The 23,091-nt window shown below is 58.1% G+C and carries 22 protein-coding genes; all 22 read right to left on the reverse strand.

The features are described from left to right. Positions 1–32: 32 nt before the first annotated feature. Positions 33–788, reverse strand: a complete 756-nt coding sequence (locus BLL52_RS00955; RefSeq protein WP_075584865.1) for an ABC transporter permease — start codon at positions 786–788, stop codon at positions 33–35. Beyond that, complete coding sequence (locus BLL52_RS00960) at positions 785–1,735, reverse strand: ABC transporter ATP-binding protein (RefSeq protein WP_075584866.1); 951 nt, start codon at positions 1,733–1,735, stop codon at positions 785–787. The genes BLL52_RS00955 and BLL52_RS00960 overlap by 4 nt, the downstream gene beginning before the upstream one ends. Before the next feature lie 8 nt (positions 1,736–1,743). Then, a complete protein-coding gene (locus BLL52_RS00965; protein WP_075584867.1) occupies positions 1,744–2,064 on the reverse strand; it encodes an STAS domain-containing protein in 321 nt (106 codons plus the stop codon). 2 nt (positions 2,065–2,066) lie between these two features. Then, positions 2,067–2,729 carry an MlaC/ttg2D family ABC transporter substrate-binding protein gene (locus BLL52_RS00970; protein WP_075584868.1) on the reverse strand — a complete coding sequence of 221 codons (663 nt, stop codon included), beginning with the start codon at positions 2,727–2,729 and terminating at the stop codon, positions 2,067–2,069. A 14-nt stretch (positions 2,730–2,743) separates the two neighbouring features. Continuing rightward, positions 2,744–3,502 carry an MlaA family lipoprotein gene (locus BLL52_RS00975; protein ID WP_075584869.1) on the reverse strand — a complete coding sequence of 253 codons (759 nt, stop codon included), beginning with the start codon at positions 3,500–3,502 and terminating at the stop codon, positions 2,744–2,746. A gap of 18 nt (positions 3,503–3,520) precedes the next feature. Beyond that, a complete protein-coding gene (gene mlaD / locus BLL52_RS00980; protein WP_075584870.1) occupies positions 3,521–4,000 on the reverse strand; it encodes an outer membrane lipid asymmetry maintenance protein MlaD in 480 nt (159 codons plus the stop codon). A 71-nt stretch (positions 4,001–4,071) separates the two neighbouring features. Next, entirely contained in the window at positions 4,072–4,854 is a 783-nt protein-coding gene (gene mlaE / locus BLL52_RS00985; RefSeq protein ID WP_075584871.1) for a lipid asymmetry maintenance ABC transporter permease subunit MlaE, read from the reverse strand. After that, a complete protein-coding gene (locus tag BLL52_RS00990) occupies positions 4,851–5,669 on the reverse strand; it encodes an ABC transporter ATP-binding protein (protein ID WP_075584872.1) in 819 nt (272 codons plus the stop codon). The genes mlaE and BLL52_RS00990 overlap by 4 nt, the downstream gene beginning before the upstream one ends. A gap of 56 nt (positions 5,670–5,725) precedes the next feature. Beyond that, a complete protein-coding gene (locus BLL52_RS00995) occupies positions 5,726–7,192 on the reverse strand; it encodes a glutamate synthase subunit beta (protein ID WP_075584873.1) in 1,467 nt (488 codons plus the stop codon). Positions 7,193–7,219: 27 nt separating this feature from the next. Continuing rightward, positions 7,220–11,950 carry a glutamate synthase-related protein gene (locus tag BLL52_RS01000; protein ID WP_075584874.1) on the reverse strand — a complete coding sequence of 1,577 codons (4,731 nt, stop codon included), beginning with the start codon at positions 11,948–11,950 and terminating at the stop codon, positions 7,220–7,222. A gap of 188 nt (positions 11,951–12,138) precedes the next feature. Continuing rightward, positions 12,139–12,828: an REP-associated tyrosine transposase gene (locus BLL52_RS01005; protein ID WP_075584875.1), complete on the reverse strand. Its 690-nt coding sequence runs from the start codon at positions 12,826–12,828 to the stop codon at positions 12,139–12,141. A 33-nt stretch (positions 12,829–12,861) separates the two neighbouring features. Further along, on the reverse strand, positions 12,862–13,329 hold the full coding sequence (locus tag BLL52_RS01010; RefSeq protein WP_075584947.1) for an outer membrane lipoprotein: 468 nt from the start codon (positions 13,327–13,329) through the stop codon (positions 12,862–12,864). Between the two features lie 36 nt (positions 13,330–13,365). Next, a complete protein-coding gene (locus tag BLL52_RS01015) occupies positions 13,366–14,382 on the reverse strand; it encodes a class I SAM-dependent methyltransferase (protein ID WP_083633708.1) in 1,017 nt (338 codons plus the stop codon). Next, the gene (locus BLL52_RS01020; protein WP_075584876.1) at positions 14,363–14,986 is read right to left on the reverse strand and encodes a DUF1415 domain-containing protein; all 624 of its coding nucleotides are present in this window, start codon (positions 14,984–14,986) and stop codon (positions 14,363–14,365) included. Before BLL52_RS01020 ends, BLL52_RS01015 begins: the two co-directional genes overlap by 20 nt. Positions 14,987–15,060: 74 nt before the next feature. Beyond that, positions 15,061–16,251: a deoxyguanosinetriphosphate triphosphohydrolase gene (locus BLL52_RS01025; RefSeq protein ID WP_075584877.1), complete on the reverse strand. Its 1,191-nt coding sequence runs from the start codon at positions 16,249–16,251 to the stop codon at positions 15,061–15,063. Positions 16,252–16,314: 63 nt separating this feature from the next. Beyond that, positions 16,315–17,424 (reverse strand): 3-dehydroquinate synthase, encoded by a 1,110-nt coding sequence (gene aroB / locus BLL52_RS01030; RefSeq protein ID WP_075584878.1) that lies wholly within the window; start codon positions 17,422–17,424, stop codon positions 16,315–16,317. Positions 17,425–17,444: 20 nt separating this feature from the next. Beyond that, positions 17,445–17,969, reverse strand: a complete 525-nt coding sequence (locus tag BLL52_RS01035) for a shikimate kinase (RefSeq protein WP_075584879.1) — start codon at positions 17,967–17,969, stop codon at positions 17,445–17,447. 34 nt (positions 17,970–18,003) lie between these two features. Then, positions 18,004–20,103 (reverse strand): type IV pilus secretin PilQ, encoded by a 2,100-nt coding sequence (locus tag BLL52_RS01040; protein WP_083633709.1) that lies wholly within the window; start codon positions 20,101–20,103, stop codon positions 18,004–18,006. After that, complete coding sequence (locus tag BLL52_RS01045; protein WP_075584880.1) at positions 20,100–20,645, reverse strand: pilus assembly protein PilP; 546 nt, start codon at positions 20,643–20,645, stop codon at positions 20,100–20,102. The genes BLL52_RS01040 and BLL52_RS01045 overlap by 4 nt, the downstream gene beginning before the upstream one ends. Next, on the reverse strand, positions 20,642–21,313 hold the full coding sequence (locus BLL52_RS01050; RefSeq protein ID WP_075584881.1) for a type IV pilus inner membrane component PilO: 672 nt from the start codon (positions 21,311–21,313) through the stop codon (positions 20,642–20,644). Before BLL52_RS01050 ends, BLL52_RS01045 begins: the two co-directional genes overlap by 4 nt. An 11-nt stretch (positions 21,314–21,324) precedes the next feature. Continuing rightward, positions 21,325–21,972: a PilN domain-containing protein gene (locus BLL52_RS01055; RefSeq protein WP_075584951.1), complete on the reverse strand. Its 648-nt coding sequence runs from the start codon at positions 21,970–21,972 to the stop codon at positions 21,325–21,327. Next, on the reverse strand, positions 21,969–23,048 hold the full coding sequence (locus BLL52_RS01060; protein WP_075584950.1) for a pilus assembly protein PilM: 1,080 nt from the start codon (positions 23,046–23,048) through the stop codon (positions 21,969–21,971). The genes BLL52_RS01055 and BLL52_RS01060 overlap by 4 nt, the downstream gene beginning before the upstream one ends. Positions 23,049–23,091 lie beyond the last annotated feature (43 nt).

Raw genomic sequence — 23,091 nt, forward strand, 5'->3', positions numbered from 1 at the left:
GGCCTGCCAAGGGTAAGAAAACAGGCTGATTATCAGTTGCGGATGCGGTAGCCAATACGCAGCAAATAGGCCGCCATGCTAGCCACCAGCAGCAGGGTCGTGCCCACCACACCGAGACTCAGCCAGGGCGAGACATCGCTGACCCCGAAAAAGCCGTAGCGAAAACCGTCAATCATGTAGAAAAACGGATTGAGGTGGCTCACACCCTGCCAAAAAGCGGGCAGCGAGTGGATGGAGTAAAAAACACCACTCAAAAACGTCAAGGGCATGATGATGAAGTTCTGAAACGCCGCGAGTTGTTCAAACTTTTCGGCGTGCAGCCCGGCGACCAAGCCCAAAGAGCCCATTAGCGCTGCACCCATCAGGGCAAACACCACAATCCAAAGCGGCCAAGCAAAAGACAGGTCGGTAAAAAACGCCGCCACCACAAACACCCCCAACGCCACCACCAGCCCACGGACCATGGCAGCGCCCACATAAGCCACAAACCAATGCCAGTAAGACAGTGGTGTGAGCAGCAAGAACACCAGATTGCCCATGACCTTGCTGGTGATCAGCGACGACGAACTGTTGGCAAAGGCGTTTTGCAGCAAACTCATCATCGCCAGACCGGGCACCAAAAAGGCGGTGTAGCTGACCTGGTCGTAGACCTTCACATGCGACTCCAGCGCATGGCCAAAGATCAACAGATACAGCATGGCGGTCAGGATCGGGCCGCCAATGGTCTGCCCCACCACGCGCCAAAAGCGCATGATTTCTTTGGTAAAGAGCATCTGCCAGCCGGTCATACCACCGCCTTCGATGCCTGAGATGGCGTCTGGGCGTGCTGCTTCATCACTTGCAAGAACACGTCTTCCAGGTCGGCGCGGCGGATTTCGATGTCGTGCAGCGTCAAACCCGCCTCGCGTGCGGCTGCCAGATACTGCTCAATGGCCAGCGCGTCAATCGCCGGGTACTGCACAACACGGCCTGTCACTCGGGCTCCAGCCGGCAAGGACAAGGGTAGTTCGCTATCAATTTTAAATTGAAGCACATTACCGGAGGCCGCTTTGAGCAAGGCGCGGGTGGTGTCGAGCGCCACCACCCTGCCCTCTTTGAGCATGGCAATGCGCCCACACAGCGCTTCGGCTTCTTCCAGATAGTGGGTGGTCAGCAACACGGTGCTGCCCTGCTTGTTGAGTTTGGAGATGAACGCCCACAGCGTCTGACGCAGTTCCACATCCACACCGGCGGTGGGTTCGTCCAGCACAATCACCGGCGGCCTGTGCACCAGTGCCAGCGCCACCAGCACCCGGCGCTTCATGCCGCCAGAGAGCACCCGCATGTTGACGTGGGCTTTGTCGGTGAGGCCCAGGCTTTCCAGCAGCTCGTCAATCCACGCGTCGTTGTGTTGGATGCCAAAGTAGCCGGATTGAAAACGCAAGGCCTCGCGCACATTGAAAAACGGGTCAAACACCAACTCTTGGGGCACCACGCCCAGCTTGCGACGGGCTGCAGCATAGTCGCTCTGCACGTCGCTGCCGAGCACCGAGACCGTGCCAGAAGTAGCTCGCGCCAGCCCGGCCAAGATGGTGATCAGCGTGGTTTTGCCAGCGCCGTTGGGGCCAAGCAGGCCAAAAAACTCACCTTGATCGATGTTGAAACTGACCTCATCGAGCGCCAGAAACGTGTCACTGGCGGCGTTGCGGGGAGACGGATAGGCTTTGGAGACAGACTGAAAGGAGATGGCTGGCATGAAGACGGCTATTTTTTCGGAAGGCTTTTTGCCGCAGGGGATTCAGCGGCAAGGGCAGCGCCAGCGGTGGCCGGGAGCAGCTCCGCAATGCCATAAAGCCGCGCCAGATCGGCCATGCGCTGCGGCAGTTCGCTGACCGCAAAGCTTTTGCCTAAGCCCAGCGCGCCACGGCGCAAAGACAGCAGCACAGCCAGCGCCGCCGAATCAAACCTGCTCAGGCCAGAGGCATCAACCACCACCGCCTCAGGCTGATTTGGCAGGGCGGCGCTCAACTCACGCAAGCAGGTGCTGGCGGTGGCTTGCGTCAGTAAAGCCGGCAGTTTCAGCACGCTCAGCCTTTGGTGGGCTTGGCATCGCCAAAGGCGTTGGATTTGTTGCGCGCAGACAGGGTGGCAATCAGTCCATCAATGCCTTTGGCGTTAATTTCTGCTGAAAACTGGCTGCGGTAGGTGTCCACCAGCCAGACGCCCAGCACGTTGAGGTTGTAGACTTTCCAGCCCGCGCCCTCACCGGGTGTTTTTTCCAGGCGGTAGTCGAGCTGCACCGGGTCGCCGCGGCCCTTGATCAGGGTGCGCACAATCACCTCTTTGTCCTCAGGCGACGAGCGCATGGGCTTGATGCTGAAGCTCAGGTTTTGCGATTGGCTCATGGCACCCGAGTAAGTGCGCACCAGCAAGGTTTTGAATTCGGCTTGCAGCTTGGCGCGCTGTTCTGGCGTGGCGCGCCGCCAGGCCGGGCCCACGGCAGACGCCGTCATGCGCTGAAAATTCACATGCGGCATGACTTTCCGCTCGACCAAAGCCAAGATGCGCGAGGCATCACCCGACTGCACGTCTTTGTCAGTCTGAATAAGATCAATTGCCTCTTGGGTCAACCGCTTGATCAAGGCATCCGGGGCTTCATCTGCAGCCCAAGCCGCACCTACTCTCAAACCCATTGCTGCCGCAGCCAAAACCGGCAGGCTATGCAGTAAAAAACGTCGTTTCATGGTCATCTCTCTCGAAAAATCTATTGGGCAGGATTGTCGTAGGTTGGCAGCAGATCGTCCTGGTCGGGGGGACTACCGTCATAGACCAAGCTCTGCCTGCGTTGCAAAAAGGCATCGCGGGTGAAGGTGTAGGGATCCAGCGCCACCTCTTCCAGCATTTTGCTGGCATCCAGCAGGCGGGAACGGCGATTCACCAGATTCAGGACGGTCGCCGAGTTGCGGGCGGGTATGTCACTGACATGAGACAAGGCGTTGCCGTTGGAATCAACCGGCAGCGCCGCCGTGTCACGCAAGGTAGACGGGCCAAGCAGCGGCAACACCACATACGGGCCAGCACCCACGCCCCAGTGCCCGAGTGTCTGACCAAAGTCTTCGGGGAAACGCTCAATGCGCATCTCGGAAGCAATGTCCAGCACACCGCCCAGACCAAACGCCGTGTTCACACCAAAGCGCATGATGCTGTTGCCAGCACCCTCGCCTTTGAGCTGCAAAGCGTTGTTGACAAACGACCACAGGTCTTGCAGGTTACTGAAAAAGTTGCTGACCCCGGTGCGCACCGGTGAAGGCAAAACGTCTCGGTAGGCCGTGGCGACTGGTTTGACCACCGCGCGATCAACCACATCGTTAAAGCTGTACATACCGCGATTGAACGGCTCCAGCGGATCGCGCGGGTCGGCGTTGGGGCCAGTGGCGCAAGCGCTGAGCAGCAGCGCGGCTGTCAGAAATGCTGTGCGCGCCGCAAAGCGGCGGTATCTTTGGTTACTTTTGGTTTGGCTCATGGTGTGCGATGCTGTTACTTAGTTACCGGACTCGGGCGCGGCTGGTTCCGCCGCCTTGCTAAATAAAAATTGGCTGATAAGGTTCTCCAGAACCACCGCTGACTGTGTGCTGGAAATGACATCACCGCCAGCCAAATTTTTGTCGTCTGCCCCGGCTTCAATGCCCAAATACTGGTCCCCCAGCAAGCCGCTGGTCAGAATTTTCAGCGAACTGTCTTTGGGGAACACAAAGCGATCTTCCAGTGCCAGGGTAACGTTGGCCCGATAAGACTTGTCGTCAAACGCAATATCTTCCACCCGTCCCACCACCACGCCAGCACTTCTGACCGCGGCTTTGGGCTTGAGGCCACCGATGTTGTCAAACTTGGCCGTGACCGCATAGGTTTTCTGAAAGCTCAAGCTCAACAGATTAGCCGACTGCAGCGCCAGAAACAAAATGGCGATGCCACCCAGCAGCACAAACAGGCCAACCCAGAGGTCGTTTTTCGAGCGTTGCATTTAAATCCCTTCTCAATGGTTGCAGGCAGAGCCAGCGCGCAATGCGTCGCCTGGGTCTGCCCTGCAGAAACTCAAATTGTGAACATCATGGCGGTCAGGATGAAATCCAGACCCAAAACCGTGAGCGAGGCCATCACCACCGTTCGGGTGGTCGCTTTGGCCACCCCTTCAGGCGTGGCCTGCGCGTTGTAGCCCTGCAATAGGGCGATAAAAGTCACCGCCACACCAAAGACAAAACTCTTCAACACACCGTTACCCAGGTCTTTAAACACATCCACCCCGCCTTGAATCTGGCTCCAAAACGCGCCGCCGTCCACACCGATCATCAGCACGCCCACCACCCAGCCGCCAATCACGCCGGCGGCGCTGAACATGGCAGCCAGCAGCGGCATGGTGATCACGCCCGCCCAGAACCGCGGCGCCAGCACCCGCTTGATCGGGTCTACCGCCATCATTTCCATGACGCTGATCTGCTCACCGGCCTTCATGAGACCGATTTCAGCGGTCAGCGAGGTGCCCGCCCGCCCGGCAAACAACAGAGCCGAAACCACAGGACCGAGTTCACGCAGCAAAGTCAGCGTCACCATCAAGCCTAGCGACTCGGCTGAGCCATAGGTTTTCAAAATGTAGTAACCCTGCAGCCCGAACACAAACCCGACAAACAAGCCTGCGACAGTGATGATGGGCAGCGAGTAGTTGCCCAAAAAATGAATTTGGTCGCGCACCAGCACATTGCGCTTGATGGCGTAGCTGAAGGTACCCAGCAAGCGGCCCAGCAATCGCGCCGCGTAGCCCATGGCGTCGAGGTGCCTGCGCACCGCAAACCCGATGTCTTTAGGCTGGTACCAGCTCATGACACCACTCCAGAAGAAAAGTCCTGCGCCAGACTGGGACCCGGATAATGAAAATGCACCGGCCCTTCCGGCAAGGCATGAACAAATTGGTGCACCAGCGGGTCGGTGCTGTTGCGCACTTCATCGGGCGTGCCCTGCGTGGCAATCTTGCCATTGGCCAGAATAATGATCTGATCGGCAACCGCGAAGGTCTGCTCCAGATCATGGCTGACAAAAATACTGGTCAGCCCCATGGCGTCGTTCAACTCACGGATCAGCGTCGCCGCGGTACCCAGGGAAATCGGGTCCAGCCCGGCAAAAGGTTCGTCGTACATCACCAGTTCGGGGTCCAGCGCCACCGCACGCGCCAGCGCCACCCGACGTGCCATGCCGCCTGATAAGTCACGGGGCATCAGATCGCGTGCCCCGCGCAAACCCACGGCGTTGAGCTTCATCAACACAATGTCGCGGATCAGGGCTTCTGACAAATCGGTGTGCTCGCGCAACGGAAATGCCACGTTTTCAAACACATTGAGATCGACAAACAAGGCGCCAAACTGGAACAGCATGCCCATGCGTCGACGTGCGACATAGAGCTCAGTCTGTGTCATGGGCGTGACATCCTGACCGTCAAACAGGGTCTGCCCTTTTTGCGCCCTGATCTGCCCGCCGATCAGCCGCAGGATGGTGGTCTTGCCACCGCCTGAGGCGCCCATCAACGCGGTCACCTTGCCACGCGGAATGGCCAGCGACACGTCGTCCAGAATCAAACGCTCACCGTAGCCAAAGCTCAGGTGATGCATTTCAACGAACGGTTTAACGGGATTTGTGGTCATGAATAAAAAAAGTTCGGGAAAACCCGAACCCGCGATGATAAGGGACAGACCCGCCCTTACCTTGGAAGGTCGCTAAAACCCATCAGGAACTCATCCACCGAGCGCGCCGCCTGACGGCCTTCACGGATAGCCCACACCACCAGGCTCTGGCCGCGGCGGACGTCACCAGCGGCAAACACTTTGGGCACGTTGGTGGCGTAACCACCTACAAAATCGGTGCTGGCCCGGGCGTTGCCACGCGCGTCTTTCTCGATGCCAAACGCATCCAGCACGGTGGACACCGGGTTCACAAACCCCATGGCCAGCAAGACCATGTCGGCCGGGTAAGTTTTCTCGGTGCCCGGAACTTCGACCATCTTGCCGTCTTTGAGTTCGATGTGTACTGTCTTCAAGCCGGTGAGCTTGCCCTTTTCGCCGATGAATTCCTTGGTGGAAATCGCGAACTCGCGGCTGCAACCCTCGTCGTGGCTGGAGCTGGTGCGCAGCTTCATGGGCCAGTTGGGCCAGGTCAAGGGGCGGTTTTCTTCTGCTGGGGGCTGTGGCATGACTTCAAACTGGGTCACGCTGGCAGCGCCATGGCGGTTGCTGGTGCCGACACAGTCAGAACCGGTGTCACCGCCGCCGATCACAATGACGTGTTTGCCGTCGGCCCGCAACTGGTGCTTGAGCTTGTCACCGGCGTTCACCTTGTTTTGCTGCGGTAGGAATTCCATGGCGAAGTAGACGCCTTCCAGGTCGCGCCCAGGCACTGGCAGGTCGCGAGACTGCTCGGAACCCCCGGTGAGGATGATCGCGTCAAATTGCGCCTGCAACTGTTCGGGCGACACGCTTTCCTTGGCCCAGTTGGTGACCTTGCTGCCCTTGGGCAAAGCGCCCACCAGCACGCCGGTGCGAACCGTCACACCTTCGGCCTTGATCTGTTCGACGCGGCGGTCAATGTGGCTCTTTTCCATCTTGAAGTCAGGAATGCCGTAGCGCAACAGGCCGCCGACACGGTCGTTTTTCTCAAACAAGGTCACCTCATGGCCAACCCGGGCTAACTGCTGCGCCGCGGCCATGCCCGCCGGGCCGGAACCCACTACCGCCACTTTTTTGCCCGTCTTGTGCGTGGCAGGCTGCGGTTTGACCCAGCCTTCAGCCCAGGCACGGTCGATGATGGCGTGCTCGATCGACTTGATGCCGACCGGGTCATCGTTGACATTGAGCACACACGCGGCTTCACACGGTGCCGGGCAGATGCGCCCGGTGAACTCGGGAAAGTTATTGGTGCTGTGCAGCACGTCAATGGCGTTTTTCCAGTCGCCTTGATAGACCAAATCGTTGAAATCCGGAATGATGTTGTTGACCGGGCAACCGCTGTTGCAAAACGGTGTGCCGCAGTCCATGCAGCGGGCGGCTTGGGTCTTGGCCTGTGCATCGTCCAGACCAACCACAAACTCCTTGTAGTTCTTCAGGCGCTCGGGCACGGGCTTGTAGCCCTCTTCGATGCGCTCGTATTCCATGAAACCCGTGATTTTTCCCATGAGATGTTCCTGCTACGTTGATTGACGTCAGACTTTAAATGCTACTTTTTCAATAGCAATCGACGCATGTTCTATAAGGGCTAGGGCCTCTTTTCTTGCCTGTATCTCAGCCAAGGCACGTTTGTATTCCAGCGGGAACACCTTGACGAACTTCTGACGGCTGATGTCCCAGTTATCCAGCAATTCGCGCGCGCGCTTGCTGCCGGTCCAACGGTTGTGGTCTTCCAGCAGTTTCTTGAGCTGCACCTCGTCTGCCAGCCCGCGGTGCCAGAGTTTTTCATTGATACCGGTCTGCTGCTCGGCCACAGTCAGCACTTTTTCCAACGCCACCATGGCGGTGTTGCAGCGCTTGGCGAACTGGCCGTCTTCATCAAAAACGTAGGCAACACCACCACTCATGCCTGCGGCAAAATTGCGCCCGGTCTTGCCCAGCACCGCCACGGTGCCACCGGTCATGTACTCGCAACCGTGGTCGCCCGTGCCCTCCACCACCGCTGTCGCACCAGATAGGCGCACCGCAAAGCGCTCACCGGCCACGCCGCTGAAGAACGCTTCGCCGCTGGTGGCGCCAAACATCACCGTGTTGCCGACGATGGTGTTGTTGATGGCGTCACCACGGAAGTCGATACTCGGGCGCACCACCACGCGGCCGCCAGACAGGCCCTTACCGGTGTAATCGTTGGCGTCGCCCATCAAATACAGCGTGATGCCGCGGCACAGAAACGCACCAAAGGACTGGCCGCCGGTGCCCTCCAACTGGATGTGGATGGTGTCGTCGGGCAAGCCTTCGGGGTGAACTTTGGTGACCGCACCGGACAACATAGCGCCCACCGAGCGGTTGACATTGCGCGCGACCTCCATGAATTTCACCCGCTCGCCTTTGTCAATCGCCGAGCGTGACTTGGCAATCAGCAGGTTGTCCAGGGATTTCTCTAGGCCGTGCTCCTGGGTTTCGGTGTGGAACTTGGGCACGTCTGCGGCTACCGCAGGCATGGCAAACAGGCGGCTGAAGTCCAGGCCGCTGGCTTTCCAGTGGTGGATACCGGCGCGCATGTCGAGCAAATCGGCACGGCCAATCATGTCGTCAAACTTGCGGATGCCCAGTTGCGCCATGATCAGACGCACTTCTTCGGCGATGAAGAAGAAGTAGTTCACCACATGCTCGGGCTTGCCCGAGAACTTCTGGCGCAACACCGGGTCTTGTGTCGCGACACCCACCGGGCAGGTATTGAGGTGGCATTTGCGCATCATGATGCAGCCCTCCACCACCAGCGGCGCGGTGGCAAAGCCGAACTCATCAGCGCCCAGCAGCGCGCCAATGACGACGTCGCGGCCGGTCTTCATCTGGCCGTCGGTCTGCACCCGGATGCGGCTGCGCAGGCGGTTTAAGACCAACGTTTGCTGGGTTTCAGCCAGACCAATTTCCCACGGGCTACCGGCATGTTTGATCGACGACCAAGGCGAGGCACCTGTGCCACCATCATGCCCGGCAATCACCACATGGTCTGCCTTGCATTTGGCGACGCCAGCGGCGATGGTGCCAACGCCAATTTCAGACACCAGCTTGACAGAAACCGAACTGTGCGGGGCGACGTTTTTCAGGTCATGGATCAGCTGCGCCAAGTCTTCAATCGAGTAAATATCATGGTGTGGTGGGGGCGAAATCAGGCCCACTCCGGGGACCGAATAGCGCAGCCTGCCAATGTATTCCGACACCTTGCCACCGGGCAGCTGCCCGCCCTCGCCGGGCTTGGCGCCCTGCGCCATCTTGATCTGGATCTGGTCAGCACTGCTGAGGTATTCGGCGGTAACGCCAAAGCGCCCGGAGGCCACTTGCTTGATGCGCGAGCGCAACGAGTCACCCGCTTGCAGTGGCATATCCACTTCCACCACGTCGGCGCCAATCACGCTCTTCAAGGTGTCGCCCAGTTTGATCGGGATGCCTTTGAGCTCGTTACGGTAGCGCGCCGGGTCTTCACCGCCCTCACCGGTGTTGCTCTTGCCGCCAATGCGGTTCATGGCGACGGCAAGCGTGGCATGCGCCTCGGTGGAAATGGAGCCCAGCGACATGGCGCCGGTGGCGAAACGCTTGACGATTTCTTTCGCTGACTCAACTTCGTCCAGTGCAATGGCTTTGGCAGGGTCAATCTTGAATTCAAACAGGCCACGCAGCGTCATGTGGCGCTTGCTCTGGTCGTTCACGATCTGGGCGTACTCCTTGTAGGTGTTCCAGTTGTTGGCGCGGGTGCTGTGCTGCAGCTTGGCAATCGCGTCGGGCGTCCACATGTGTTCCTCGCCGCGGACGCGCCAGGCGTATTCACCACCGGCATCGAGCCGGTTCGCCAGCACCGGGTCGGCCCCAAACGCTTCCTTGTGGCGGCGAATGGCTTCTTCGGCAATCTCGAACACGCTGATGCCTTCGACGCGGGTGGGGGTGCCAGTAAAGTATTTGTCAACGGTTGGCGTCGACAGACCGATGACCTCAAACAGCTGCGCTCCGCAATAGCTCATGTAGGTGGAAACACCCATCTTCGACATGATCTTTGACAAGCCCTTGCCCACTGCCTTGATGTAGTTGTAGATGGCTTTGTCAGCGCTCAGGTCACCTGGCAGGTCCTTGCAGATGCTGGCCAGGGTTTCCAGAGCCAGGTAGGGGTGAACAGCCTCGGCACCGTAGCCTGCGAGCACACCAAAGTGGTGCACTTCACGCGCCGAGCCGGTTTCAACCACCAAGCCAGCGGTGGTGCGAAGCCCTTCACGCACCAAATGCTGGTGGATAGCGGAGAGCGACAACAGCGCCGGAATCGCCACCTGGGTGGCATTCATGGCGCGGTCACTGATGATCAGGATGTTGTGGCCGCCCTTGATGGCATCCACCGCCTCAGCGCACAGCGACGCCAGCTTGGCTTCTACACCTTCACGACCCCAGGCCAGCGGGTAGGTGATATCCAGCATGTAGCTGCGGAACTTGCCCTGCGTGTGTTTGGCAATGTCACGCAGCTTGGCCATATCGGCAAAATCCAGCACCGGCTGGTTAACTTCCAGACGCAGCGGCGGGTTGACCTGGTTGATGTCCAGCAGATTCGGCTTGGGGCCAATGAAGCTGTTGAGGCTCATCACGATCGCTTCGCGGATCGGGTCGATCGGCGGGTTGGTGACCTGGGCGAACAACTGCTTGAAGTAGTTGTACAACGGCTTGTTTTTATCCGACAACACGGCCAGCGGGCTGTCGTTGCCCATGGAGCCAAGGGCTTCTTCGCCGTTGGCGGCCATCGGGGCAATCAGGAACTTGATGTCTTCCTGCGTGAAGCCAAAAGCTTGCTGGCGGTCCAGCAAGGTGCTCACCGACTCGTCCGCACTGGCTGGCTCGCCGCCACCAGGCAGGTCGCTCAGACGAATCCGCAGGTTTTCAATCCACTGCTTGTAGGGCTTGCTGTTGGCCAGGCTGGACTTGAGCTCTTCGTCCTCCACCATCCGACCCTGCTCTAGGTCGATCATGAACATCTTGCCCGGCTGCAGGCGCCATTTGCGAATGATCTTGTGCTCCGGGAACGGCAACACGCCGGACTCTGAGGCCATGACCACCAGATCGTCTTCGGTGATGCAGTAACGCGAGGGGCGCAGGCCGTTGCGGTCCAGCGTGGCACCAATTTGGCGCCCATCGGTGAAAACGATGCTGGCCGGGCCGTCCCACGGCTCCAACATGGCAGCGTGGTATTCGTAAAACGCGCGGCGGCGCTCGTCCATACCGGTGTTTTGCTCCCAGGGCTCGGGAATCATCATCATCACCGCCTGGCTGATTGGGTAGCCCGCCATGGTGAGCAATTCGAGGCAGTTGTCAAAGGTGGCGGTGTCGGACTGGTCAGGAAAGCTGATCGGGTAGAGCTTTTTCAAATCATCACCCAGCACCGGTGAACTCATTACGCCTTCGCGGGCCTTCATCCAGTTGTAGTTACCTTTGATGGTGTTGATTTCACCGTTGTGGGCCACATAGCGGTAGGGGTGCGACAGCGGCCACTCGGGGAAGGTGTTGGTGGAAAAGCGCTGGTGCACCAGCCCCAGGGCCGACACACAACGCGGGTCCAGCAGGTCCAGGAAATAAGTCCCCACCTGATCTGCCAGCAGCAAACCCTTGTAAATGACCGTGCGGCTGGACATGCTGGGAACGTAATATTCTTTGCTGTGCTTAAGCTTCAGCGCCTGAATGTGCGCACTGGCGGTCTTGCGGATCACATACAGCTTGCGCTCCAGGGCGTCCTGCACGATCACATCGGCACCACGGCCAATAAAGATCTGGCGCAACACCGGCTCTTTTTTGCGCACAGTCGGCGACATCGGCATCTCACGGTTCACCGGCACATCGCGCCAACCCAGCAGCACCTGACCTTCGGCCTTCACCGCGCGCGCCAGTTCCTGCTCGCAAGCCAGGCGGCTGGCGTGCTCCTTGGGCAAAAACACCATGCCCACCCCGTATTCGCCCGGCGGCGGCAGGGTCACGCCAGCGGCGGCCATTTCTTCCCGGTACAACGCGTCGGGCAACTGGATCAGAATGCCAGCGCCATCGCCCATCAGCTTGTCAGCACCCACCGCTCCCCGGTGATCGAGGTTTTCCAGAATCTGCAGTGCATTCTTCACAATGTCGTGCGACTTGACGCCTTTGATGTGGGCAACAAAACCAACGCCGCAGGCGTCGTGCTCCTGCGTGGAAGAATACAAACCGTGGTCTTGGAGATGCGAGATCTCTGCTGCCGTCGTCATGGGGCGCGCTCCTAAAATAACGAAAGAGTGAACTTTAACGCATTGCAACACCCATGCCAATAAATTTAATTGGGGTCAGATTCCAATTAAATCAAAGTTATTTGAATTTTCTTAAATTTAGGGACATATCAAAATATATAGCTACTAGCGCTTTATCCATAAGGTCTAGAGGCCTATTTCTTATATAACTAAGGCATTAGAGCGGGTCGCCCAGCGTTCACTTTACTGACCCGGCGTTCGGTGCGCTTTTGCAAATCAAACACAAAATCCGGCTCACCTAACGCCCAACCGCTCAGAGTGGCATCCGTCAGCGCCTGCTGTTGCACTGGATTGATGCCACTTTGCACCAGTTCGGCATAAGCGGCCTCGCGGGCAAACGGCGTGTTGCCGAGTTCCCAATAGAGTGCGTGCGGCTTGACCAAGCGGTCGCAGCGCAGGCCCACATAGTGAGCATGGCTGGACCAGGGGTGGTCCTGCGGCTGTGGAACCAGCCCGGCGCGCACCGGGTTGAGGTCAATGTAGGCCATGCAGGCCAGCAAATAGCGCTCCGACTGGATCACGGTGGACTTGTAGCGCCCCTCCCACAAGGTGCCGGTGCGTTGCTGCGCGTTATTGAAATAGCGCACATAACGTCGACCCAGCGCCTGCATCATTAGCGGCAACCCTTGCCCAGTCTGCGGGGTGACCAGCAGGTGAAAGTGGTTGCTCATCAGCACGTAGGCATGGATGAGCACCTCAAACTTGGCGGCATACTCTGCCAGTAAGTCCAGCAGAAACTGGTGATCTGCAGGTGACGCGAAGACAGTCTGGCGGTTGTTTCCGCGCTGAATCACGTGGTGCGCGTAACCCGGCAGCGTCAGGCGTGGCAGTCGCGCCATGGAGATCGCAATGCGACGACGAGTGAAGGCAGCTTAGCGCGGCGCCTTGGTGACGCGCACCTTGCCACCGGTAGTGACAATGATCACCGAATCACCGGGTACCAGCGTTTCGCTGCCCTTGGCCTGGACGACGGCACGGCGCTCGCCGCCTCTGAGTTGAATCAGCAACTCGTTGGCCTGTTCGCGGGTGGCCATGCGCTCAATCGTGTTGCCCGCTACCGCGCCTGCCACACCGACCAGCAAACCAATCACTTGGCTCTCGGCGCCTCCAGCGCCACGGCTGGCACCCGCCACCGCACCGGTCACCCCGCCCACTCCCGCGCCAATACCGCTCTGGCTGCCGTCCACGGTGACGCTACGAATCGACAACAACACGCCGTCCTGCACCTGGGACATGCGTTGCGCATCCCCGCGTTGGATCACATCCGGGCTGCTGGTGGCGCACGCCCCCAAAGCCAGCACCAGAGCGCCAGACAAACTTAACTTCGTGAAAGCTTTCATGAGCATCTCCTAAAAATTTCAATCGTTCAAAAAGGTCTACTGTGCAGCCACAGGCGGCATATTTTCCGACAAGGAAGTAAAGCGCGTGTGAAGCAGGGACAGCAGGCCAAACTCAGTCAGCAAAGCCCGCAGGCGCTCAGCGCTGGCGCGCTTTTTTTGACCGGTGTAGCGGGCGATGATGAGTTCGTTTTTCATGCTGTGTTCCCAGCCCACCAGTTCGGTCACGGTGACTTGGTAACCACACGCCTCCAAATACAGGCAGCGCAGCACATTGGTAATCTGGCTGCCCATCTCGCGGGTGTGCAAGGGGTGGCGCCACAATTCTGCCAGCGGCGTGCGCGACAACGACAGCGCCTTGTGCTGGCTCAGCACCCGCGCCACTTCGGCCTGACAGCACGGCACCAGCACCATAGCCCGCGCCTGTTTTTGCAAACCAAAGGCGATGGCGTCGTCAGTGGCGGTGTCACACGCATGCAGTGCGGTGACCAGGTCAATACGCTCGGGCAGGCAAGCAGATTGCGCGGACTGCGCCACCGTCAGGTTGATGAACGACATGCGCTCAAAGCCCAAGCGCTCGGCCAGCTCGGTGGACTTTTGTACCAACTCGGCGCGCGACTCGATGCCGTAGATATGGCCTTGGCTGCGCTGCCTGAAAAACAGGTCGTAAAGAATGAAGCCCAGATACGACTTGCCCGCGCCATGGTCAGCCAGCGTGATGCCAGGTGGCAAAGACCCGACCTGGTCAGGCTCAGCCGTAGCCCCTGCCCCTTTGGATGGCAACAAGGGCGCATCAGCCAACTCCAGCAGCAGCTTTTCAATGAACTGATAGAGGTGAACCACCTGCTTGAGCTTGCGCCGCGAGTCTTGGTTAAGCTTGCCCTCGCGGGTCAGGATATGCAGCTCTTTGAGCAGTTCGACAGACTGGCCAGGGCGCAGTTCATCGGCCAAGGGGTTCGCTGCGATGGCGTTCGCCCCTTTCGCTGCGCCCTTGTGAGTAGCCTGGTGCCTAACGCTTTTGGGTGAGCGGGGAAGATCAGTGTTTGGCGGCGTCATGGTCTGATGATGCCACGTCAAGCGGATGGGCCACCGGGCAACCCGTGGCAAGCGTGGTGCTTGGCCCCACCTGCAGCGCTTGCCAGCCCGCTCTACCTAGAGCCTGCAAGGTCTGCATGTTGGTCTCGAAAATCGACTCCGGGTTGGGGAAGGCGGCCACCGCACGGTCAATGCTGTCCTCGCGCAGCAGATGCAGCGTGGGGTACGGCGAGCGGTTGGTGAAATTGGTGATGTCGTCTTCAGCGGTGCCGGCAAACTGGTAGTGCGGGTGCAGCGAGGCGATTTGCAACACACCATCGAGCTCAAGATCAACCAGCGCACGGTCGGCCAGGTCGAGAAAATCATTGAAGTCCAAAAAGTCCTGCAAATAGTCTGGCACTATGAAAAGTGTAGTGTCCCGCGCTTTAGCATCAAGGGCTAGCAGTGCTTTTAGCTCTTCAACCAGATCTGCCAGCAAAGCCTCTCCGGAGGTGGCACGGCACACCGCGTAGTGCACCTGCCCCTTGACGTGAACGCTCTTGGCAAACGGGCACAGGTTCAGGCCGATCACCGCGCGCTCCAGCCAAGCCACGGTGTCGGCCACCACCCTTTTGTCGTCCATCATGGGAAATCACCTTGTTGTTTGGCTCAGCGCCGGAAATACCCGTAGCGCGCCAGTACGAAAAATAGCCAAAACCATCAGGTCAACAAGCGCTGACCCGTGATGCGCTCATGTTCGTGCAACGCAAAGCGGTCGGTCATGCCCGCAATGTAGTCGGCCACTACCCGCGCCGTGCGCGCCTGTGGATCTGCGGGCAACGCGGCGTCTTCAACGCCCGTGTGGCTGATGCGGTGCTGGTAGCGCTCGGCCATCTCGCCGGGTACGTTCATGTAAGCTGAAAACAGCTCTCGCACCACCACTTGCGCTTGGCCCATGGTATCTGCCACTTGGGGGTGGCGGTACAGGTGTTGCAACAAGAATGCCTTCAACGCTTTCGACTCGTCACGCATCTCGGCACCAAACTGCACTAGTGGCGCCAGGTTGCGTACCGCTTGCACATCCTGCGGCTGCGCCGCATTCAATGCAGATTGGGTGGCGGCAATCACGTCGTACACCTGACTGCTGAGCATGCGACGGATGGCTTCATACAACAAACGCCGTCCCTGGTGGCTCTCGGCCAGCTGCGGGTGGTCCGCCAGCGTTTGCACCCTGAACTGGTCAAACAAGGGCACCGCCTGCAGTTGGTCCAGCGTGAGCAGGCCGGAGCGCACGCCGTCGTCAATGTCATGCGCGTTGTAGGCGATTTCGTCTGCCAGATTGCACAGCTGCGCCTCCAGGCTGGGCTGCTGGTGCTGCAGAAACCGCTGCCCCACCCCACCCGGCTCCTGAAGCTCCAACTGCTCGGCATGGCGGCGGGCGCAGTGTTTCAAAATGCCTTCGCGGGTCTCAAAGCTCAGGTTCAGACCGTCAAATTCGGGGTACCGTTCTTCCAGATGGTCGACGATGCGCAGGCTTTGCAGGTTGTGCTCAAAGCCGCCAAAGTCAGCCATGCAGTCGTTCAAGGCGTCTTGCCCGGCGTGGCCAAAGGGCGTGTGCCCCACGTCGTGCGCCAGCGCAATGGCTTCGACCAGGTCTTCGTTGAGTTGCAGTGAGCGCGCGATGGAGCGGCCCAGCTGCGCCACCTCCAGCGAATGTGTCAGGCGGGTACGAAACAGGTCACCTTCGTGGTTCAGAAAAACCTGTGTCTTGTAAACCAAACGCCGAAACGCTGAACTGTGCACAATGCGGTCACGGTCGCGTTGGTACTCGGTCCGGGTGGGTGCCGGTGCTTGAGGGTAACGCCGCCCCCTGGAGAGCGCCGGATCACAGGCGTAGGGAGCCAACAGCATCTTGTATAAAAAATATGCCTCTAGCCCTTATGGGTAAAGCGCGGACAGCTATATTTTTGATAATTATTCTTTGCAACCGGCATCAATCACCTGGCGCACTACATCGTCGGGCGCACCGCGCACCACGGCATGGCCGGGCTTGTCGATCAATACAAATTTGATCTCGCCGGCCTCCGCCTTTTTGTCAACGCGCATCAGCGACAGGTAACGTCCGGCGTTATCCGCGACATCGAGCAACGGCGCTTTGACGGGCAAACCCGCTTTGGCAATCAGTTGCGTCAGACGGTTGACAAAGAAGGCGTCCACCAGCCCCAGACGCGCAGAAAGCTGCGCCGCCATGACCATGCCGCAACCCACCGCCTCGCCGTGCAGCCAGACACCAAAACCCAGACCAGCCTCAATCGCATGGCCGAAGGTATGGCCAAAATTCAATATAGCGCGCAGACCCGCCTCACGCTCGTCCTGCCCCACCACCCAAGCCTTGATTTCACAGCTGCGCTTGACAATGTGCGCCAGCGCCGCCGACTCACGCGCCTGGATCGCGCCCAGATTTGCCTCGATCCAGGCGAAAAAGTCCATATCGGCAATCGGCCCGTATTTGATGACCTCGGCCAACCCGGCACTGAGTTCACGCTGTGGCAACGTTTTGAGGGTATCGAGATCACACACCACCTTGAGCGGCTGGTAAAACGCGCCAATCATGTTTTTGCCCAGCGGGTGATTGATGGCCGTTTTGCCGCCGACCGACGAATCCACCTGCGCCAGCAGCGTGGTGGGCACCTGCACAAACGGCACGCCGCGCATGTAACTGGCGGCCGCAAACCCGGTCATGTCACCCACCACACCGCCGCCTAGCGCAAACAATGTCGTTTTGCGGTCACAAGCGTGGCTGAGCAGGGCATCAAAAATCAGGTTCAGGCTTTCCCAGGTTTTGAATTCCTCGCCATCGGGCAGCACCACCGTGTGCACCTGGGCATACTGCGGGGCCAAGGCTTTTTTCAAAGGCTGGGCATACAGCGGGCCGACCGTGGTGTTGGTCACGATCAACGCCGCACCCGCCTTGGGCAATTCGGCGTAACTTAAAGGGTTGTCAAACAGCGAGCCACGGATAGCGATGTTATAGCTGCGCTCGGCCAGATCAATGGAGACGGTTTGCAGTTCTGAAGCTTTCATGCCGCAGAGTTTAGAGGCTTTTATGACGGGGCAGCCCGACCACCCAATTCCAGTTGCATCAAAATCATGTTGACCAGGCTTGACACCGACGGGCGGCCAGTTGCGACCTGAAAGTGAGCCGTTTCCCGGTAAAACGGGTCGCGCTGGAAATACAGTTCCCGTAGCCTGCCCAAGGGGTCGGCGACTTGCAACAGGGGCCTATTTTTATCGTGGCGCAGCCGCCGGAACAAATCGTCAGGCGAAGAATTCAGGTAAATGACTTGGGTGCGCGCGTGCAGGTGAGCCCGGTTTTCAGGTCTGAGCACCGCGCCGCCTCCGGTGGACAAGACGCCTTCGGGAACTTGGGTGAGCTCGTCAATCACCCTGGCCTCAATGTCGCGGAAACGCTCTTCACCCTCGCGCTCAAAGAACTCACTGATTGAGCAGCCCAGTTGCTGCTCAATCACCGCGTCCGAGTCGAAAAAAGGCACCTGCAATCGCCTGGATAGTTGCCGCCCGACCGTAGTTTTACCAGAGCCGGGCAGGCCAATGAGACTGATGGTCAATTTAGAACCGCGTCTAAAGCATCAGCGCGAAAAGTCAGCGAGCCAATTTGTCGTTGAGTACTCTGGGTGTGATGAAAACCAGCATCTCACGCTTTTCAGAAGAACGGGCGGTGCGCTTGAACAGATTGCCCACACCCGGCAAGTCACCCAAGAATGGCACCTTGTCGATGGTGTCCACTTGGTCTTCGGTAAAGATACCGCCAACCACCACCGTGCCACCGTTTTCCACCAACACCTGCGTCTTGATGTGCTTGGTATCAATCGCATAACCCGCATCCGTGCTGATACCCCGAGTGTCCTTGTTGACATCAAGCTCCAGAATAATGCCGCCTTCAGGCGTGATCTGCGGCGTGACTTCCAGTTTCAGACTGGCTTTGCGGAAGGCAATCGATGTCGCGCCGCTGGATGAAGCCACCTGGTAGGGGAATTCGGTTCCCTGTTCGATCAAAGCTTTGATTTGATCCGCTGTGATCACGCGCGGACTGGAAATCACCTTGCCCTTGCCGTCCGCCTCCAAGGCCGAGATTTCAAGATTCAGAAAGCGCGTTGCTGCCGAGTTAAAAATGGAGAAAGCCATGCTCGCCCCACCCGCCACTGGGAAGTTGACAAAACTGTTCGACAACGTGCCAGCACTTCCGTCAGCATAGGACGATCCGATCGTCACGCCACCTCCGGGATCGCCCACTGCCGAGGCGGCATTGCCCGCACGCCCGCCCAGCCTGACCCCCAGCGATTTACCAAACGTGTCAGACGCTTCCACAATCCGCGCCTCAATCATGACCTGACGCACCGGGATATCCAGCTTGCTAATCAGTTGTTGCACCTGCTCGAGCTTCGACGGAATATCAGTCACAAAAAGCTGATTGGTGCGCGCCTCCGAAATCACACTGCCGCGAGGGCTCAGCAAGCGCGACGAACTAGCAGATGCGCCTGAAGGTCCGCCAGCACCAGTTGCTGTCAGTTGCGCCGCCACTTCTGCCGCCTTGGTGTAATTCATCTGAAACGACTGTGTACGTAGCGGCTCAAGGCTCTGCAACGCTGCCGCAGACTCGAGATCAAGCTTCTCCTTGGCATTGATTTCATCCTTGGGCGCAATCCACAGCACATTGCCGGTCTTGCGCATACCCAGCCCTTTGGCCTGCAAAATGATATCCAGCGCTTGATCCCAAGGGACATCCTGCAATCTGAGGGTGACTGCACCATTGACAGAATCCGAGGTGATCACATTGAAGTTGGTGAAGTCAGCAATCACCTGCAACAGCGAGCGCACCTCGATATTCTGGAAGTTCAGCGACAGTTTTTGGCCGCTGTAACCAGGTCCTTGAGTCAACTTGGTTGGATCCACTTTGATCGGCTTGACTTCCACAACAAATTGGGAATTGCTTTGGTAAGCACTGTGGACCCAGTCGCCCTGTGGCTCAATGACCATGCGCACCCGGTCACCGCTCTGGAATGTCGTGATAGTTTTCACCGGCGTGCCGAAATCGGCCACGTCCAGACGCCTGCGCAGTCCTTCCGGCAAGGTGGTTTTCATGAACTCAACCACCAGCGTCTGCCCTTGCTGGCGGATATCGACACCCACCTGGTCGTTGGCTAGCGACACGACGACCCGCCCTGACGCATCCTCACCGCGGCGGAAATCCAGATCCCGTAAAGGCAGGGCATCACGGTTCAAATTCTCGGCAAACACCTTCGGAGCCTCTGCTGGGGCAGTGCTGGCGACTGGATCCAGAGAAACATAGAGTGACTTGCCTTGAATCTGGGTTTTGTAGGCGGTGTACTGCTTCAAATTCAGCACCACACGCGTGCGGTCACCCGCCTGAACCACGCTGACAGACTTCAAATTTCCCTGATTGATGTCGATAGTGGAGCGACCCATGGCACTCACCACGCCAGGGAAATCAAGCGCAATCCTAGCTGGCGATTGAATGGAAAACCCGTTCGGCAGTGCTGGCAAAACATCGCTGAGATCAATCTTGACGATTTCTGCTCCGCCTTGCAAAGAACCGGTGACAGCTTGGATGGCCGTTTGGGCTTGTGCCGCTGCAGCGGCCAATAAAAAGCCCGCGACCAACCAAGCCCGACTACCCAGCTTGCCCAACTTGCCCAAACGATAGTGATGTGGGGATTTCATTTTGACCTCTCTTGCAACTGCAATGACGCAGTGCGTTCAATCCACTCACCTGCTGCGTCCTGAACGATTTCACGCAGGGTGACTTCTGTCTCAACGATCTTGGTTATGCGACCATAGTTCTGTCCCAAATGATCACCCAGACGCATCTGATACAACAATTTGCCCACCGTCACCAGCGCAACTGGCTGACCGCCCCGTACCAGACTGCCTACCAGTGCGATCGTGTCCAGAGGAAACTCTTCCAGCGGGTCTTTGCGCCGAGCCAGTTCAGGCTCAAGCAGCGCTGCGTTGGACGACGCTTGTTCCGAGTCTTTCCTCAGGGCCAGCGTGAGCTTTTTGGGGTTAAACGCGTCAAACTCAGTCGTTTCCGTGTAATTTTCTGGCTTGAACTGCTTCGGCTCCGACAAAGGCACGACTTTGGGGAAAGTCTGACTCTTCTGCTGCACCATCCAGTCACGCAGCTCCTCCTCAGACGCTGAAGAACAGGCCACCAGCAAAGTTAGCGGCAACAAAAAAACAGGAACCCAGCGCAGACGCCTCATTTTTGAACTCCAGCGGGTGCTGCTTTGCGCTGTGCGCTGATTTCTTGCGCATCGAGATAGCGGAACGTTTTGGCAACAGCATCCATACCCAAAACACCGTCTTTAGCAGGCACGATCGCGATGCTGTTGAGGGTCACGATTCGCGACAAATTGGAAATATCGGCAGCAAAGGCGCCGATGTCGTGGTACCTGCCGGTCACTCGCACCGAAATCGGCAACTCGGCGTAATACTCCCTGACGGTGACTTGGCCAGGCCTGAACAAATCAAACTGCAAACTTCTACCCAGCCCAGCCTGATTGATGTCAGACAGCAAGGCATCCATCTCCGCCTTGCTGGGAAGTTGCTTTTCTAACTGAGTCACATATTGCTGCACCTGTTCTCGCTGCTTTTTCAGGGCGTCCAAGTTCACAGCCTTGGCCAGCTTGACCTTGTATTCATCACGGAGTTTGAGCTCCTGCTCCTGCTCGGCAATGAGTTCGTCCTTGGAGTCGCTCAGCCACAAAAACCACAACATCACCACCAACACCGCCGCAATCGCCAAGAACATAGCGTAGCGCGGCAGTTGCGGCCAGCTTGATGGATCTTTGCTGTCTAGGTTGCGAAACTGGGCTGAAGCGTCTTCAAACCAGGACTTGATATCAACAGAAACGTTGGGGGACTTTGCCATGGTTCGTACCGTTACCTTGCCACGGAAAATGATGCAGCCAACACCGGATTGACTGGCGTGCCTGCTGTTGCTGCAACTGAAGCCTTGTTTTCTACCTCACCAGCGCGCACGAGCTTGACATTGATCTTGAAATTCGCCACCCGACGCTGATCACGTGGTGACACGCTGACTGAGCCCGCCACAATTTCGATCAAGTCCGGTTGTGTGAGCCATACTGACTGAGAGCTCAGGTTGCGTAGCAACTCGGAGACCCGCTCGTTGGATTGGGCCACACCCTGAAGCACCACATTTTGACCTTCCTGGCGCATGCTGTTGATGTAGACCCCTTCGGGCAGCTGTTTGACCAGTTCGGTCAGCAAGTGAACCGGCATGTTGCGATCAGCCTGCAAATCTTCTACCGCCTGCTGGCGCGCACGCAAGGCGGCGATCTCAGACTCCAACCCGGCAATATCCTTGATCTGGCGATCAAATTCAGTGATCTGACTCTTCAAAATCTGATTTTTATCCTGCTGGTCAGAAATCTGTGACTGAAACCAGAGAAAGATCAAGCCTGCAACCAAACCACCAGCCAGGGCCGACAACCCCAAACCAGCGTTAAACATGTCCTTGCGACGCTTACGGGCAGCTTCCCGGTGCGGAAGTAGGTTGATCAGTATCACTGCAGAAATCTCCGCAAAGCCAGACCGCATGAGGTCAGGTAAGAAGGCGCCTCCCGCTCCATCTTGTTAATCCGAATGTTGTCAGAAATTTCCATGCCTTCAAACGGATTGACCACCACACACGCAAACCCGGTCTGCTGGGTCACGGCTGCGGTCAGCCCCGGCAGTGAGGCCGAGCCGCCGGCCAACATGACCATGTCCACCTTGTTGTGGGTGGTGCTGGTGAAGAAAAACTGCATCGCTCGCGCCACCTCTTGCACCAAGCTGTCAATAAAGGGCTGCAAAATCACCGTTTTGTAGTCGTCAGGGAGCTCACCGGTGCGCTTTTTGCTCTCGGCCTCTTCCTGGGAAAAACCATACTGCCGGATGATCATCTGGGTGAGCTGGGCGCCACCAAACGCCTGATCCCGGTCATACAACACCTCATCATTGCGGATCACCTGCATGCTGGTGGTCATGGCACCCACCTCGAACAGTGCCACGATGCTGTCCACACCTTTGTTGGGCAGGTTGGCAATAATTCGACTCGTCGCCAGGCGCGAAGCATATGACTCCACATCGACAATCACCGGCTTTAACCCTGACGCCTCGGCCAACCCCTGGATGTCTTGCACTTTCTCACGCCGCGAAGCCGCAATCAGCACCTCAACATCACCTGAAGCATTCGCGGTCGGCCCAACGATACAAAAATCCAGGCTCACCTCGTCCAGCGGAAAAGGGATGTATTGACTGGCCTCGGTCTCCACCTGCAGCTCAAGCTCCTGGTCAGACATACCACCTGGCAGAACAATTTTTTTGGTGATCACCGCTGAAGGCGGCAACGCCATGGCGACGTTTCTGGTTTTGGTGCCGCTTTTTTTAATCAGCCGACGCACGGCGTCAGCGACTTCGTCGAATTTTTCGATGTTGCCATCGGTGATCCAACCTCGCTCCAGAGGAACGATGGCGCAATTCTCCAAAACCAAGCGACCGGCCCTGTCCTGACCCAACTCCACCAGTTTGACGCTGGACGAACTAACGTCCAGGCCCAGCATGGCTGCAGGTTGACGGCTGAATAACGAGTCCAAAGAAAGCAACATGGTCCCCTGTTTGATACGACAAAAATAGAGCTTGTCTTAA

Origin of the sequence: Rhodoferax antarcticus ANT.BR, assembly GCF_001938565.1 — a bacterium.
Taxonomy (GTDB): Bacteria; Pseudomonadota; Gammaproteobacteria; order Burkholderiales; family Burkholderiaceae_C; genus Rhodoferax; species Rhodoferax antarcticus.

Bases quoted from the DNA above. Each gene is read 5' to 3' on its own strand.
- BLL52_RS00955 (WP_075584865.1), bottom strand. From the start codon at position 788: ATGACCGGCTGGCAGATGCTCTTTACCAAAGAAATCATGCGCTTTTGG.
- BLL52_RS00960 (WP_075584866.1), bottom strand. From the start codon at position 1,735: ATGCCAGCCATCTCCTTTCAGTCTGTCTCCAAAGCCTATCCGTCTCCC.
- BLL52_RS00970 (WP_075584868.1), bottom strand. From the start codon at position 2,729: ATGACCATGAAACGACGTTTTTTACTGCATAGCCTGCCGGTTTTGGCT.
- BLL52_RS00975 (WP_075584869.1), bottom strand. From the start codon at position 3,502: ATGAGCCAAACCAAAAGTAACCAAAGATACCGCCGCTTTGCGGCGCGC.
- mlaD (WP_075584870.1), bottom strand. From the start codon at position 4,000: ATGCAACGCTCGAAAAACGACCTCTGGGTTGGCCTGTTTGTGCTGCTG.
- mlaE (WP_075584871.1), bottom strand. From the start codon at position 4,854: ATGAGCTGGTACCAGCCTAAAGACATCGGGTTTGCGGTGCGCAGGCAC.
- BLL52_RS00990 (WP_075584872.1), bottom strand. From the start codon at position 5,669: ATGACCACAAATCCCGTTAAACCGTTCGTTGAAATGCATCACCTGAGC.
- BLL52_RS00995 (WP_075584873.1), bottom strand. From the start codon at position 7,192: ATGGGAAAAATCACGGGTTTCATGGAATACGAGCGCATCGAAGAGGGC.
- BLL52_RS01000 (WP_075584874.1), bottom strand. From the start codon at position 11,950: ATGACGACGGCAGCAGAGATCTCGCATCTCCAAGACCACGGTTTGTAT.
- BLL52_RS01005 (WP_075584875.1), bottom strand. From the start codon at position 12,828: ATGGCGCGACTGCCACGCCTGACGCTGCCGGGTTACGCGCACCACGTG.
- BLL52_RS01010 (WP_075584947.1), bottom strand. From the start codon at position 13,329: ATGAAAGCTTTCACGAAGTTAAGTTTGTCTGGCGCTCTGGTGCTGGCT.
- BLL52_RS01015 (WP_083633708.1), bottom strand. From the start codon at position 14,382: ATGACGCCGCCAAACACTGATCTTCCCCGCTCACCCAAAAGCGTTAGG.
- BLL52_RS01020 (WP_075584876.1), bottom strand. From the start codon at position 14,986: ATGATGGACGACAAAAGGGTGGTGGCCGACACCGTGGCTTGGCTGGAG.
- BLL52_RS01025 (WP_075584877.1), bottom strand. From the start codon at position 16,251: ATGCTGTTGGCTCCCTACGCCTGTGATCCGGCGCTCTCCAGGGGGCGG.
- aroB (WP_075584878.1), bottom strand. From the start codon at position 17,424: ATGAAAGCTTCAGAACTGCAAACCGTCTCCATTGATCTGGCCGAGCGC.
- BLL52_RS01040 (WP_083633709.1), bottom strand. From the start codon at position 20,103: ATGAAATCCCCACATCACTATCGTTTGGGCAAGTTGGGCAAGCTGGGT.
- BLL52_RS01045 (WP_075584880.1), bottom strand. From the start codon at position 20,645: ATGAGGCGTCTGCGCTGGGTTCCTGTTTTTTTGTTGCCGCTAACTTTG.
- BLL52_RS01050 (WP_075584881.1), bottom strand. From the start codon at position 21,313: ATGGCAAAGTCCCCCAACGTTTCTGTTGATATCAAGTCCTGGTTTGAA.